The organism is Candidatus Clostridium eludens (assembly GCF_045310515.1).
Taxonomy (GTDB): domain Bacteria; phylum Bacillota; class Clostridia; order Clostridiales; family Clostridiaceae; genus Clostridium_B; species Clostridium_B eludens.
In genome coordinates, this window is record NZ_JBJHZX010000069.1 from 1 (window position 1) to 14,697 (window position 14,697).

13 protein-coding genes are annotated in these 14,697 nt (G+C 32.3%); all 13 read left to right on the forward strand.

Annotated elements, in window-relative coordinates:
* Positions 1–907: 907 nt before the first annotated feature.
* The 13 genes from nuoE to ACJDU8_RS23910 all read left to right on the forward strand — a co-directional run bounded on the left by nuoE (position 908) and on the right by ACJDU8_RS23910 (position 14,159).
* Positions 908–1,396: an NADH-quinone oxidoreductase subunit NuoE gene (nuoE, locus tag ACJDU8_RS23850; RefSeq protein WP_406794678.1), complete on the forward strand. Its 489-nt coding sequence runs from the start codon at positions 908–910 to the stop codon at positions 1,394–1,396.
* The gene (locus tag ACJDU8_RS23855; protein ID WP_406794679.1) at positions 1,396–3,135 is read left to right on the forward strand and encodes an NADH-ubiquinone oxidoreductase-F iron-sulfur binding region domain-containing protein; all 1,740 of its coding nucleotides are present in this window, start codon (positions 1,396–1,398) and stop codon (positions 3,133–3,135) included. The genes nuoE and ACJDU8_RS23855 overlap by 1 nt, the downstream gene beginning before the upstream one ends.
* Positions 3,136–3,152: 17 nt before the next feature.
* On the forward strand, positions 3,153–3,908 hold the full coding sequence (locus ACJDU8_RS23860) for a 2Fe-2S iron-sulfur cluster-binding protein (RefSeq protein ID WP_406794680.1): 756 nt from the start codon (positions 3,153–3,155) through the stop codon (positions 3,906–3,908).
* A gap of 46 nt (positions 3,909–3,954) precedes the next feature.
* On the forward strand, positions 3,955–4,488 hold the full coding sequence (locus tag ACJDU8_RS23865; RefSeq protein WP_406794681.1) for a 4Fe-4S dicluster domain-containing protein: 534 nt from the start codon (positions 3,955–3,957) through the stop codon (positions 4,486–4,488).
* A 52-nt stretch (positions 4,489–4,540) separates the two neighbouring features.
* Entirely contained in the window at positions 4,541–5,920 is a 1,380-nt protein-coding gene (locus ACJDU8_RS23870) for a [FeFe] hydrogenase, group A (RefSeq protein ID WP_406794682.1), read from the forward strand.
* Positions 5,921–6,555: 635 nt separating this feature from the next.
* Positions 6,556–6,834 (forward strand): ethanolamine utilization microcompartment protein EutM, encoded by a 279-nt coding sequence (gene eutM / locus ACJDU8_RS23875; RefSeq protein WP_011989408.1) that lies wholly within the window; start codon positions 6,556–6,558, stop codon positions 6,832–6,834.
* Positions 6,835–7,306: 472 nt separating this feature from the next.
* Positions 7,307–8,971, forward strand: coding sequence for a propanediol/glycerol family dehydratase large subunit (locus ACJDU8_RS23880; protein WP_406794683.1), 1,665 nt, complete (start codon positions 7,307–7,309; stop codon positions 8,969–8,971).
* Between the two features lie 123 nt (positions 8,972–9,094).
* Positions 9,095–9,625: a diol dehydratase small subunit gene (locus ACJDU8_RS23885; protein WP_406794684.1), complete on the forward strand. Its 531-nt coding sequence runs from the start codon at positions 9,095–9,097 to the stop codon at positions 9,623–9,625.
* A gap of 489 nt (positions 9,626–10,114) precedes the next feature.
* Positions 10,115–11,176: a BMC domain-containing protein gene (locus ACJDU8_RS23890; RefSeq protein ID WP_406794685.1), complete on the forward strand. Its 1,062-nt coding sequence runs from the start codon at positions 10,115–10,117 to the stop codon at positions 11,174–11,176.
* Between the two features lie 6 nt (positions 11,177–11,182).
* Complete coding sequence (locus ACJDU8_RS23895) at positions 11,183–11,845, forward strand: phosphate propanoyltransferase (protein WP_406794686.1); 663 nt, start codon at positions 11,183–11,185, stop codon at positions 11,843–11,845.
* 12 nt (positions 11,846–11,857) lie between these two features.
* Positions 11,858–12,829, forward strand: coding sequence for an ethanolamine utilization protein EutJ (eutJ, locus tag ACJDU8_RS23900; RefSeq protein ID WP_406794687.1), 972 nt, complete (start codon positions 11,858–11,860; stop codon positions 12,827–12,829).
* A 60-nt stretch (positions 12,830–12,889) separates the two neighbouring features.
* On the forward strand, positions 12,890–13,840 hold the full coding sequence (locus ACJDU8_RS23905; RefSeq protein ID WP_406794688.1) for a flavoprotein: 951 nt from the start codon (positions 12,890–12,892) through the stop codon (positions 13,838–13,840).
* A gap of 37 nt (positions 13,841–13,877) precedes the next feature.
* The gene (locus ACJDU8_RS23910) at positions 13,878–14,159 is read left to right on the forward strand and encodes a EutN/CcmL family microcompartment protein (RefSeq protein WP_011989415.1); all 282 of its coding nucleotides are present in this window, start codon (positions 13,878–13,880) and stop codon (positions 14,157–14,159) included.
* The last annotated feature ends 538 nt before the right edge of the window (positions 14,160–14,697 follow it).

Here is a 14,697-nt window from a genome sequence, read left to right on the forward strand (position 1 = left end):
AACATGTTAAGCTGACTGATACTAATAGGTCGAGGGCTTGACCAAACAATAATATTTACTGTGCAATTTTGAGGGGATATAATATATTGGAATCAACTATGTTGTTTATCAATTATATGAAAAATAAAATAATAAATAATTATAATGTGTATATTGAATAGATTAGTGTATCCGAAATTTTGGATACACTTTTATTTTGGATATAATTATATAGATGAAAGGAAAATTATATCAACAGTACAAGCTTTGTCACTATATAGTTGGCGAGAAATTGATTGTTAGTTAAATTAGTATTAATCTAAAGAAATTTCCACATTATTTAGTATTTTATTTATTAAAAAAACATGATATACTTAAGTCGCAAGTATTGTCTACATGTTAACAATGTAGATGATTACAAAATAGCAAGGCTATTGCAGAATTCTAAATTTTTAATAAAATTTGAAATATTAAAACTTAAAATTATACAAGTTTAATTATCAATAAAGTACAATGGAATGTGGAATAGAGAATGTATAGTTTTGAGAAAATATTGAGTAAATTCATCGAATTAAGCAAATTTAGTGAATATTGTAGAATTAATATGAATATATATTAAAATATTATATGTAATAATAATCGTATCATTTAATCTTTTATTTATTAAAAAAACATGGTATACTTAAAACTGAGTAGATTGTCTACATATTAACAATGTAAACAATGTGGATGATTAATGCCAATATCCAGTTTTAAGGTTGATGAAGTTTTTTATAAAATTTTGTAATTTCCATTATAAAATATAAAAGGCATTTATACTCATGGCTAAAATTCTTTATGTGAATATTGGAAGTAAAACAAAAAGCTTTATGTAAAACTTATTTAATGAAATTAAAATTAATATTTAAGTGGGAGGGTGAAGTATTTAATGTCAACTACATTAGAGCAAAATTCAAAGGATAATTTATCTGGACAAGATGTGATTGAAAAATATCCTAAAGAGCAGAGATTTACGCTTGCTATACTGCAGGATATACAGAGAAAGTATAAGTATATACCCAAGGAATCGCTAGAAAATTTAGCTAAATATTTAGATACTCCTGTTAGTAGATTGTATAGTATGGTTACTTTTTACAAGGCACTAAGTCTTACTCCAAAAGGGGACAATATAATAACAGTATGTGATGGAACAGCCTGTCACGTTGCTGGTTCTGTGGTTGTACTAGATGAGCTTGAAAAAGCACTAGGAATTAAACAAGGAGAAACTACTGAAGATCTTAAATTTTCAATCAATACAGTTAACTGTATTGGTGCGTGTGCATTGGCACCTGTTATGATGATTAATGATAAGTACTATGGTAATTTAACACCTAAGATGGTGGGAGAAATTATTGATAAGTATAGGGGTGGAGAATAATGGACAACAAAAAGAAAGTTTATGTGTGTTGTGGAACAGGATGTATAGCTAAAGATAGTCTATTAGTTGTAGAAGAACTGAAAAAGGAAATAAAAGAATTAAATGCAGATATAGAGGTATTACCTGAAGTAAAATCTACTGGATGTAATGGAATTTGTCAAAAAGGACCTGTAGTTAAAATATATCCAGATAATATAGGCTATTTTAAGGTTGAAGTTAAAGATGTAAAAGATATAGTTGAGAAGACATTGATAAAAGGTGAGATTATTAATAAATTATTGTATGTTGAACCAACTACAAAGAAGAGATTAGAAAATTATCATGAAAGTGAATTTCATAGGAGGCAGCATAAAATTGCCCTTAGAAATGCTGGCGAAATAGATCCAACTAGTATAGAAGATTACATTGAAAGAGGAGGATATAAGGCTTTAAAAAAGGTAATATTTGAAATGAAGCCAGAAGAAGTAATTAAAGAAATATCTATATCCGGTCTCAGAGGAAGAGGTGGAGCAGGATTTTCAACAGCTCGTAAATGGAAAACTGCTGCAGATATTGATGTAACTCCTAAGTATGTAGTGTGTAATGGAGACGAAGGAGATCCAGGAGCATTCATGGATAGAAGTATAATGGAAAGTGATCCTAGTGACGTTGTAGAAGGTATGACTATATGTGCCTATGCTGTGGGAGCCAATCAGGGATTTGCTTATATAAGAGATGAATATGGACTTGCTATAAAAAATATGCAGACTGCTATAGATAAAGCTAGAGAAAAGGGATTTTTAGGTGAAAATATATTGGGAAGCAGTTTTTCCTTTGATATACAGATAGTAAGAGGTGGAGGAGCTTTTGTATGTGGTGAGTCTACTGCTCTTATGTCATCAATAGAAGGTATGGTAGGAGAACCTAGAGCTAAATATATCCATACTACAGAAAAGGGTTTATGGGGTCAGCCTACTGTTTTAAATAATGTAGAAACCTGGGCTAATGTGCCTATAATAATTGAAAAGGGAGGAGAATGGTATCATTCCATAGGTAGTATGGAAGACAGCAAGGGAACAAAGGTGTTTTCCTTGGTTGGAAAGGTTAAAAATACAGGACTTGTGGAAGTACCAATGGGAACCACTCTTAGAGAGATAATATATGATATAGGCGGGGGAGTACTAAATGACAGAAAGTTTAAAGCAGTTCAAATAGGAGGACCTTCTGGAGGATGTTTACCGGCAGAATATTTAGATTTACCGGTAGATTATGATACTTTAGATAAAGCAGATTCTATGATGGGTTCTGGTGGTATGATTGTAATGGATGACAGAACCTGTATAGTTGATGTAACAAGATATTATTTAAGCTTCTTAGCTGAAGAATCCTGTGGAAAATGTGTGCCTTGTAGAGAAGGAGTAAGAAGAATGCTTGAAATATGTTCCATGACAAGTCAGGCATCTCTATGCAGTCTTGGTAAGAGTGCAGCAAACCCAGTAAGAGCTTCTATTAGATATTTTAGAGATGAATTTGAAGAGCACATAAAAAATAAGAGATGTAGGGCAGGAGTTTGTAAAGATCTTACTACTTTCGCTATAGATGCAGATAAGTGTATTGGATGCGATTTGTGTAAGAAAAATTGTCCTGGTAACTGTATTACAGGAGAAATTAAAAAACCTCATGAAATAGATGCAAGTAATTGTGTAAAATGTGGTAACTGTATGAATATTTGTAGATTTGATGCTGTTAAAGTTTTATAGGGAGGTGAATGTAAATTATGAATATTGTAATAGATGGAAAGGTTTGTAGTGCTGAACGTGGAGAATTTATATTAGAAATAGCCAGAAGGAATGGCATATATATACCTACACTTTGTCATAGTGATGCATTGCCTGGATTGGCTAGTTGTAGACTTTGTATAGTGGAAGTTGTAGAAGGAAATCGTTCAAAGATTGTAACTTCTTGTATATTCCCTGTAAGTAGAGAAGTAGAGGTTATAACTAATTCAGATAAAATAAAGAGAATGAGAAAAAATATAATTATGTTGCTTCAGGCACGATGTCCTGAGAATAAGGAAATAGCAAAACTTGCTAAAGATTTAGGTGTAGAAGAAAAAAGAGTAAAAAGATTTAAGCTTAATCCAGAAGAAAATTGTGTTCTATGTGGACTTTGTGCAAAGGCTTGTAAGGAATTAGGTACTGGTGCAATATCTACAGTTGACAGAGGCATATTTAAGGAAGTGGCTACTGCATATCATGAACCTTCACCAGATTGTATAGGTTGTGCTTCTTGTGCTAATGTATGTCCAACTAACGCAATAAAAGTTACAGACAAAGATGATGAAAGAGAAATCTGGAATAGAAAATTTAAAATGGCTAAGTGCGATTGCTGTGGAGAATATTTTGCTACGGAAGAACATATCAAATATGCTTATGACAAACTGGGAGTAGAACAGCCTGAAAAGCTTCTTTGTAATAGTTGTAAAAGAGGAATTGCAGCTAAAGATATAAAAGATGTATTTGAAAATGTGTGATCTGACACACTTACATTACAGAAAATAAAGAAGGGTGGTAAGTTAAATGAAATCAGATATGAATTCTTTTGTAATAGCAAATCCAGCTGAGTGCATAGGCTGTAGAGCTTGTGAAATTGCTTGTGCTGCAAAACATAGAGAAAGTGGTCAAGGACAGACTATTGGAACTATGAACAGCGAGGTAGCTCCGGCATTATTTCTCGTAAGAGATGAAAATATTGTAATGCCTGTACAGTGTAGACAGTGCGAGGATGCACCTTGCAAAAATGCTTGTCCTGTTAATGCCATAGTTGAGAAAGATGGGACTATGATTGTACATGAAAATAAATGTATCGGTTGTGGAACATGTACTATAGTATGCCCAGTAGGTACAGTGAATTTGTTACCTAGAATTGAAAGCGAGGTAGTTACAGGAAAAATTAAACCTAAAATCAGATTAGCAGCTTACAAATGTAATTTATGTAAGGAAGAAGGCGGAGAGCCAGCTTGTGTTAAAGAATGTCCAAAAGATGCTTTAAAAGTATTGGATTGTAATGAAAATGAAAAGGATTGTAATATTAAGATAGCTTTGGGAAAATGATTGGGTTTGATTTGTAGGTGATAAAAATTTAGTAGAGAAAGGAATGTTAGATATGCCAACTAATACTCCCATGATAAATATAGACAAAGAATTATGTACAGGTTGTAGACGCTGTGCAGAAGTATGTCCTGTAGATGCAATACAAGGGGAACAAGGTAAACCTCAAACAATAGACATGGAAAAATGTGTTATGTGTGGACAATGTATTCAAACGTGTAAGGGTTACCAATCCGCATATGATGATGTGCCTACTCCTATGAGTAAAAAATTGTTTGATAGAGGATTATTATATAATGTAGATGAGCCTTTATTTGCAGCTTATAGTACAAGTAGAGTAAAGAAGATTAAGGAAATATTGAAAAATTCAGATGTACTTAAAATCGTACAGTGTGCACCTGCTGTAAGGGTTGCCATAGGAGAAGACTTTGGATTGCCTCTTGGAACTTTAAGTGAGGGAAAAATGGCAGCTGCACTTAGAAAACTTGGATTTGATAGGGTATATGATACAAACTTTGCAGCAGATCTTACTATAATGGAAGAAGGTAGCGAATTATTAAAAAGACTAACAGAAGGTGGAACTTTGCCAATGTTTACTTCTTGTTGTCCTGCGTGGGTTAAATATGTAGAACAGACTTATCCAGAACTTTTAGATCATCTTTCTACCTGTAAGTCCCCACAGCAGATGGCTGGCGCTGTTTTTAAAACTTACGGAGCTAAAGTGAATGAAGTAAATTCAGCTAAAATATATAATGTATCTATTATGCCTTGTACTTGTAAAGAATTTGAAAGTTCAAGAGAGGAAATGCAAGACAGTGGATATAGAGATATAGATGTAGCTATAACTACAAGAGAACTAGCTTATTTAATAAAAGATGCTAATATTGATTTTGATTCTCTTGAAGATGAAGAATTTGATAATCCTCTTGGAATGTACACTGGAGCGGGAACCATATTTGGTTTAACTGGTGGAGTTATGGAAGCAGCTCTTAGGACAGGGTATGAACTGTATACTAAAAAACCTATACCAAATGTAGATCTTACTATGGTAAGAGGGGGAGAAGGTTTTAGAACTGCAGAAGTGGATTTAGGGGATGTAAAATTAAAAGTAGGAGTAGTTTCAGGATTAAAACATGCAAAAGAGGTTATGGAGCAGGTAAAAGCAGGTAAATGTGATATTCATTTTATAGAGGTTATGACATGTCCACAGGGATGTATAAGTGGAGGCGGACAACCTAAAGTTATATTTGAATCAGATAAGGAAGTAGCTTATGATGGAAGAAAGAAAGGACTCTATAGTCATGATTCGAATCTTGAATACAGGAAATCACATGAAAATCCATCTATAAAGAAGATATATGATGAATTTTTGAAGGAACCTCTAGGTCATAAATCCCATGAATTATTACATACAAAGTATAAGTCAAGAAAATAGCTTATCTATAATATGTAAATGTAATTGATGTGGGTTTATTGTTATGATGTGCAAGAGTTAAAGAAATATTATTGATTATAGGTAAGAGTGTGGACTTTGTCCACACTCTATACTTTTAACTTATATTTAATTTAGAACTAAAGGATAAATAAATACAAATAATCTAATTAGCAATTAATAGAAAATAAGAATAATTTGACTTATAATTGTATTTGTGTTATTTAATTCAAGTTAGTATTCTAATTTTTAAACAAATGTGGAAAAGTTTTTTTTATTTGCTAATGATATTAGTAAATAATCTACGAAAATTTAATGATTTTATTTATAAAATGTTGTATAATTCTATTTGTCAGATACAATCTTTGCTTTGTTCTATGTTTTTGAAATTGTATTATTAAAACTATTTATGTATTTCTGTAAGTTTCTTCATTGCTATGTTGAAGTTTATCAATATTATGTTAGTATATGAAGATGTAAAGAAAGTACATAAATATATATAAAAAATACAATTTCAAATAGTTAATATAGGTATTAAACTAAACAATATTTTGCAAGATAAGTATCTAAAAATGATATACAATATGTAATGTAAAAATATTAATAAAAATAATTTTAAATTTCATGGAGGTGTTCTTATGGGACAAGAAGCATTAGGAATGATTGAAACAAAAGGATTAGTTGGAGCTATCGAAGCTGCTGACTCAATGGTAAAGGCAGCAAATGTTCAGTTAATAGGAAAAGAACAAATAGGTTCAGGACTTGTAACCGTTATGGTAAGAGGAGATGTAGGAGCAGTAAAAGCTGCTACAGATGCAGGAGCTGCTTCAGCTAAGAGAGTAGGAGAACTTGTATCAGTACATGTTATTCCAAGACCTCACACTGATGTTGAAAAAATATTGCCTAAAATTGGTTAATAAAGTTAAGTCTAGTTATTAATAAAAGCAGTTATGTTAAATGATGATTTAATCGAAAAGGTTTTAAATGAATATTGTAAAAGTATAATTTGAAAAATTTTGACCTGTATTGAGTAATGTACTAAAAAATAAATATAGCCTGATAAGGGCTCCATAACAATAGTTGAATTTGTACAAAAAGCTGTAGGTGTTGAGGCATTAAATTAAAATTACACGGGTTAGAATTAAGGTTATTATCATGTAAGTAACTGCTAAAGATGTATCTGATGAAAGAAGGGCAGTAGAAAATCTACTTTAATGGAGATTAAGATTTAATCTAGTATATTATAAAATAAGTTGGATTTTAAGTGCTGTTACACAATCAGTAATTGCCGCCCGAGAAGTAGAATATAAATTTGTTTGTTTTACAATAATAGGACAAATTTCTGTTTCTACTACTAAACCTTTATATCTAAGAGGGTGGTGTAAATTAATGAGGAGATCTGAAAGATTTGAAGTATTAGAAAAAGGGTCAGTTCATAAAGATGGTTTTGTGAGAGAATGGCCGGAAATAGGACTTGTAGCCATAGAAAGTACCAATAATCCAATTCCAACTATTAAAGTGGAAGAGGGAAGAATAATTGAAATGGATAGCAAAAAGCGGGAAGATTTTGATTTTATAGATATCTTTTTAGCAGAGCATTCAATCCATATAGAAAATGCGGAAAAGTCTATGGCGATGGATTCACTGGATATTGCTAGAATGATGGTAGATATAAATATTTCCAGAGATGAAATTGTAAAGATAACTACTTCACTTACAGCAGCAAAATTAGTAGAAGTAATTGATAATTTAAATATAGTTGAAATGATGATGGCTCTTCAAAAAATGAGAGCCAGAAGAACACCTGCAAACCAAGCATGTGTAACTAATTTGAGAGATAATCCTATTCAAATTGCAGCAGATTCAGCAGAAGGAGCCCTTAGGGGCTTTGCAGAAATGGGAACAAAGGCAGGCATATTAAGATACACTCTTTTTAATGCCATTTCCATTTTAATAGGCTCTCAAACTGGAAGACCCGGAGTACTAACCCAGTGTTTACTGGAGGATGATATAAAAACTAAATTGGGTATGCTTGGTTTTGCTTCTTATGTAGAGACCATATCTGTATATGGTACGGAAAGTGCATTTGTAGAGGGTGATGATACTCCTTGGTCTAAGTCTTTCTTAGCTTCAGCATATACTTCAAAAGGATTTAAAACGAGATTTTCTTCAAGCATTGGTTCTGAAGTTCAAATGGGTTGTTCAGAGGGAAAATCAATGCTTTATTTAGAAGCAAGGTGCATAATGATGGCTAAAGGTACAGGAGTTCAAGGATTGCAAAATGGATTAGTAAACGGTGCAGGCGTTTCAGCAGCAGTACCAGAAGGTATAAGGGCAATCTTGGGAAAGAGCCTTATAATTGAAATGCTTGATTTAGAAGTTGTGTCAGGTGATGAACAAATTTTTACAAATTCTCAAATTAGAAAGACTTCAAAAACTATGATGCAATTTTTGCCTGGAGCTGATTTTGTGTGTCCTGGGTATAGTTCTACTCCAAGCTACGATAATATGTTTACAAATTCTAATTGGAATGCAGAAGATTACGATGACTGGTTGGTCTTACAAAGAGATTTAAGAATTGATGGGGGTCTTAAGCCTGTAGCAGAAGAAGAGGTTATAGCAGTTAGAAATAGAGCTGCTAAAGCAATTCAGGTTTTGTTTAAGGAATTAGGGTTGCCATCTATAACTGATGAAGAAGTGGAAGCTGCAACTTATGCCCATGGCAGCAGAGATATGCCAGCTAGAAATGTAGAAGGGGATTTAAATGCCATTCAAGAATTATTAAATAAAGGCATTACAGGATTAGATATAGTTAAGGCACTTCATAGAGGAGGCTTTGCTGATATTGCTGAAAGAATACTCAATATGTTTAAACAAAGAGTAACAGGAGATTATTTGCACCAGTCTTCAATATTTGATGCAAAGTATAATGTTATAAGTGCAATAAATGATAGAAATGATTATATGGGACCTGGAACAGGTTATCGGGTTGAAGCAAAAAGATGGGATGAATTGAAGAATATAAATTTTGATTTAAAACCCCATCAAATTTGAAATATAAGCATTTAGCCTAAAACTATATTATGATTTTAAAATTATTTTCACAAGTACCATTAAATATATAAAAAATTTTCGGATTTACTATGATTTAAGCAAATTTTGAATAGGGGTGAAGATGTGGAAAGTAATGATTTAATAGAACAAATAGTTAAAGAAGTTTTAAAGAATATGGAGTCTATTCAAAATAGTGAAGAAGAACATAAATCTGAAGAATGTTATGGTGATAAAAAATCTTGTGAAGTTGTAAGTAAAAAAGAGTATCCTTTAAGTAAAAAAAGACCAGATCTTATAAAGACAAATACAGGTAAAGCTATAAGTGATATAAATTTGGAAAATGTACTAAGTGGGAAAATAACTTCAGACGATGTAAAAATAACTCAAGAAGCACTTTTATATCAAGCTCAAATAGCAGAATCTGTAGCAAATATTCAACTTGCAGCAAATCTTAGAAGGGCAGCTGAACTTACTGTGGTTCCAGATGCTAGAGTAATTGAAATTTATAATGCTTTAAAACCTCATAAATCTACAAAACATGAATTGCTGGAAATAGCCAATGAACTTGAAAGCAAGTATGGTGCTAAATTAAATGCTAAACTTGTTAGAGAAGCTAGTGAAGCATATGAAAGAAGAAATGTGATAAAAGCATAGATTTAGAGAGTAGTGTTAAAATTTTAAATACCAGAGATAATGAGGTGAGTTGTATTATTTTGTAGAGTTATTTACAGAAGGAAAATTGTTGCAGCAGTAAAAAAATATTAGTCTACATCAATTTAAAATGTAACTTTTGATTATAATAAAACAAATAAGTTTGCCTGTAAAACTTCAAAAAATCTATAATGGAGATAGCCGTTGCAATGAAAAGCCATAGGAGCAGTACTTCATTGCGATAAACTTAAAGAAAATCACCCTCTTATTAATATAAGACTTCAAAATTTATGAAAGAATAAAGATAGAATAATTGGGTGTAACGCTTCAAGATTCTATAAAGTTATACCTTTGAAATCAATTTATAGTGCAAGTAATGAGAAATTAGAACAACAGATAATTAGATCTGTAGTCATTTCTGTTTTTTAAGAAGTTTAATTATTCTCAAAAATTTATGCATTTACTCCATAATGTAGCAAGGGGGGGATTTTGATGAATGGAGAAGCTATTGGTGTTATTGAAACTATTGGAATGACTGCAGCAATAGAAGCTGCAGATAGTTGTGTAAAATCGGCTAATGTGACCCTTATAGGTTATGAGTTGACAACAGGAGGACTTGTAACAATTAAAATAGAAGGTGACGTAGGAGCAGTTAAGGCTGCTATTGATGCAGGGAAAGTAAGTGCAGAAAGAATAGGTACAGTATGTGGGACTCTTATTATTCCAAGACCTGCAGAAAATTTACAAAAAATTATAAAATCAGATTTAACGGTAGGGATTGAGAAGATAGAACCAGAAGAAAATTTGATTTGTGATGCGAAGCCAGAATCACAGGAAGATTTAGTTCTTCAAGAAGCTGTAGAGCCAAAAGAAGACTCAACTCCTGAAGAAGTTGTAGAGTTAAAAGAAGATTCAGCTCCTGAGGAAGCTGCAGAACCAGAAGAGAGTTCAGCTCCTGAAGAAGTTGCAGAACCAGAAGAAGATTCGGCTCCTGAAGAAGCTGTAGAACCAGAAGAAAGTTCAGCTCCTGAAGAAGTTGCAGAGCCAAAAGAAGACTCAACTCCTGAAGAAGTTGCAGAGCCAGAAGAAGACTTAACTCCTGAAGAAGTTGTAGAACCAGAAGAAGACTCAACTCCTGAAGAAGTTGTAGAGCCAGAAGAAGATTCAGCTCCTGAGGAAGTTGTAGAGCCAGAAGAAGATTCAACTCCTGAAGAAGCTGTAGAACCAGAAGAAGATTCAACTCCTGAAGAAGCTGTAGAACCAGAAGAAGACTCAGCTCCTGAAGAAGATGTAAAACCAGAAGAAGATTCAACTCCTGAGAAAGCTATAGAGCTAGAAGAAGATTCAGCTCCTGAGAAAGCTACAGAGCCAGATAAAGATAACTCTAATCTTGAAGCAAGTGCTAAAGATAAAGCTAAGGCAGAAAATTATGTTTCTTCAAAGAAGAATGCTAAAGATAATGAAGTATGTAATATATGTCGTGATCCTGCATGCCCTAGGAGAAAAGGACAGCCAAGGCATTTATGCCTTCATTATAAAAAGATGGGAAAGTGATGAATTATGGTAGAAATAAATGAAAAATTAATACAAGATATAGTAGCTAAAATTGTAACTGGAACTAAGCCTGAGCCTAAGGCTGAAATTGATAAGGATGGATTTTCCATACCTATAGGTGTATCCAACAGACATATCCATTTGACTAAAGAGCATTTAGAATGTTTATTTGGGGAAGGATATGAATTAACAGTTAAAAGTCCGGTAAAACAACCAGGACAATTTGCTGCAAATGAAACTGTTGCTATTGCAGGAGCAAAAGCTATCTTTCCTAAAGTAAGAATTTTAGGACCTATAAGAAGCTACAGCCAAATTGAACTTTCTAGAACAGATTCACGTACTCTTGGTATAAAAGCACCAGTTAGAAATTCAGGAGATTTAAAAGATTCAGAAACTCTTTCTGTTATTGGGCCTAAGGGATCAATAGTTCTTAAGAATGGAGTTATATGTGCTAATAGACACGTTCATATGTTACCAGAGCAGGCAGAGGTTTATGGTGTAAAAGATGGACAGTTAGTAAGTGTAGAAACTGAAGGAGATAAAGGTGTTATTTTCAAGAATGTATTAGTTAGAGTAACTAATACATCCGCTTTAGAGTTTCATATAGATACAGATGAAGCTAATGCGTGTGAGATAAAAAATAATGCTTCAGTTAGAATAATAAAATAAGCAGGTGATGATATGGCAAGAAAGCTTTCAAAAATTTTGTTAGGAGTAAGTGATCCACCTAAAAAATCTTTAAAAAATGATGTGCCAAAAGAAACTCCAAAAGAAGCTTCAAAAGAAGAAGCAAAAGCAAGTGTACCTAAAAAACCAGCTGAAAAGAATATATTAGATGATGCTAATGCATTCATTATGGATATGGGAAAAGCCATGAAAAATCCTAGGGCAGTAGGTAAAGATGATAAACTAAAAGTTGGAGTGGATTTAGGTACTTCTAATATTGTTATAGCAGTATTGGATAAAAATAATAGACCAGTGGCAGGAGAATTATTTTCGGCAAACGTAGTTAGAGATGGTATAGTTGTTGAATATCTAAATGCTGTGACTATACTTAGAAAGTTAAAAGATAAATTAGAGGGTACTTTAAAGAGAGAATTATTGTATGCTGCTACCGCTATACCACCAGGAATAAGTTCAGGTAATACAAAGGTTATTCAAAATGTAGTAGAAGCAGCAAATTTTCAGGTAAGTAATGTAGTAGATGAACCAACTGCAGCTTCTGAAGTTTTAAAAATAAAAAATGGTGCAGTAGTAGATGTAGGTGGTGGAACAACAGGAATATCCATATTGCAAGATGGAGAAGTAGTGTATTCTGCAGATGAACCTACAGGAGGACATCATTTGAGTTTAGTTGTAGCTGGGGCACTTCAGATGGATTATGAATCAGCAGAAAAATATAAAGTTGATGCAAAAAATTATAATAGAGTGTTTACATTAGTAAGGCCAGTAGTAGAAAAAATGGCGGATATAGTTGTTCAGCATGTTAAGGGATTTGATGTAAATGAAATTTACCTAGTTGGAGGAACCTGTTGTTTAAAAGATATAGAAAAGGTATTTGAAAAATATACAGGTATAAAGACTATTAAACCACATGATCCCCTTTTAGTAACACCTATGGGAATTGCTATGAATGACACTAAATTTAGTTAGAAAGTTATTTTTAAAGTGCGGCTAAGGGCTAAATGACTTAAAAATAAGTGAGGTGAGTAAATGGATATTCAAGATTTACTAAGGCCTATAGTTACTCAAATTGTAAATATGTTAAACAAAAGAGCACTTTTGTTTATAACTGGAGGAGAAGTGAATTTAAAGGAAATATTTGAATCCCTCTCTTCCATGAGCATTATAAAATACGATATAGTTATGACAGAAGATGCTAAAAGTGTTATTCCAGAAAGTTACATTAGTAGTTTAAAAGGAAAATTGATAGAATCTAAAGAAGAATTGACTAATGCTATAAAAGCAGATGACTTAGTAGTGATACCTGTAATGACTAGGAATACATTGTCTAAATGTGCAGTTGGAATACAGGATAATTTGGTTACTACGGGGATAGCAGAGGCTCTCATGATGGATAAGGAAATAATTGCAGTAACAGATAGTTTCGATCCTGAAAATCCTACGAATGTGTCTTTAGGGCTTAATAAAAATAAAGCATATAATAAGTTTATATTGAATTACAAGGATACTTTGAGTAGTTTAGGAATTAATTTTGTAGAAGGAAGCAACTTAAAAAAGGCTATTGAAGAAAAATGTATTCTTATAAATCACAGGACTGTACATGGCTTTGAGAAAAGTGAATCTGAACCTGTGAATAGTGAGAATATGGAAAATTTAATTAGTGCTATAGTAGAAAAACAAATAAATAGTAGGTTTGGAAGTGCAAAACCAGTAAACAATACTGTACAGGAGCAGGTAAATAATACTGTAGAAAAAGTAAAAGATACACCAACAGTTTCTGATGTTTCAGAAATATCTTCAGATTCAAATGCTCTGAAAACAGTTGAACATAAGAGAATGTTATCAGGGATTATAACAATGAAAGATATTATGACAAATGCTAATGGCTGTAAGGAGATTAATGTAAAGCAAGGTGCTTTGATAACTCCTTTAGCAAAAGATTATATAAATAATAATAATATAACTGTAAAGTATTGTTAGTAGCTGAAAAACTTTAAGAAAAGGAGAATAAGTAAGTATGTTTTTAGCTAAAGTAGTGGGAAATGTTGTTTCTACTCAGAAGCATGAAAAACTCATAGGTAATAAACTTTTGATAGTTAAGAAACTAGATGAAAAAGAAAATATAATACAAACTGAACCCATGGTTGCCATAGATACAGTAGGCGCAGGCATTAATGAAATTGTTATTGTAGTTACAGGAAGTGGAGCTAGAAAAGCAAGTAATACTATAGATATACCAACAGATGCTTCAATTGTAGGTATTGTAGATTCCGTTGAGTGGAATGAGAGTTTAATTTAATGCTTCTTTTTTAGAATAATATTTTAGATAATGATAAGAGTGAAATATACACTAAAATTGGTAATAGAGGAACTACAAGTTTAATTTGGTTAAGTGAGAGCATATAAATATTTAGTTCAAATTATAAACCTACGGAAATATTACTGTAGAAAATTCTTAAATTGATTGGCAAGGGTTTATGCAAAGTTTGGATTATATGAAATATTTGTACAAGTTCGGTAAATAATTTTAGTGAAAGACTCATAAATAGATTGTTATGATTAGAATGGATGCTATTTATTTGTTAAAATGGCTCTTTGTTTTATATAGCAATAGGATGTGAAAGTTACGTAATATTTACGAGATCATATGACTAAGATAGGTAAAGGATTAACAACTGTAAATTTCTTTACTCAGCTTAAAAAATACAGTATAATATCATAAGTAGCATGATAGATAAATATTATAATACTTTAAAAGGAAAGAGAGGTGTAATGATGGATTTACTAAAAAAGATTAAGGATGCAGGTATTATAGGAGCTGGAGGAGCAGGATTTCC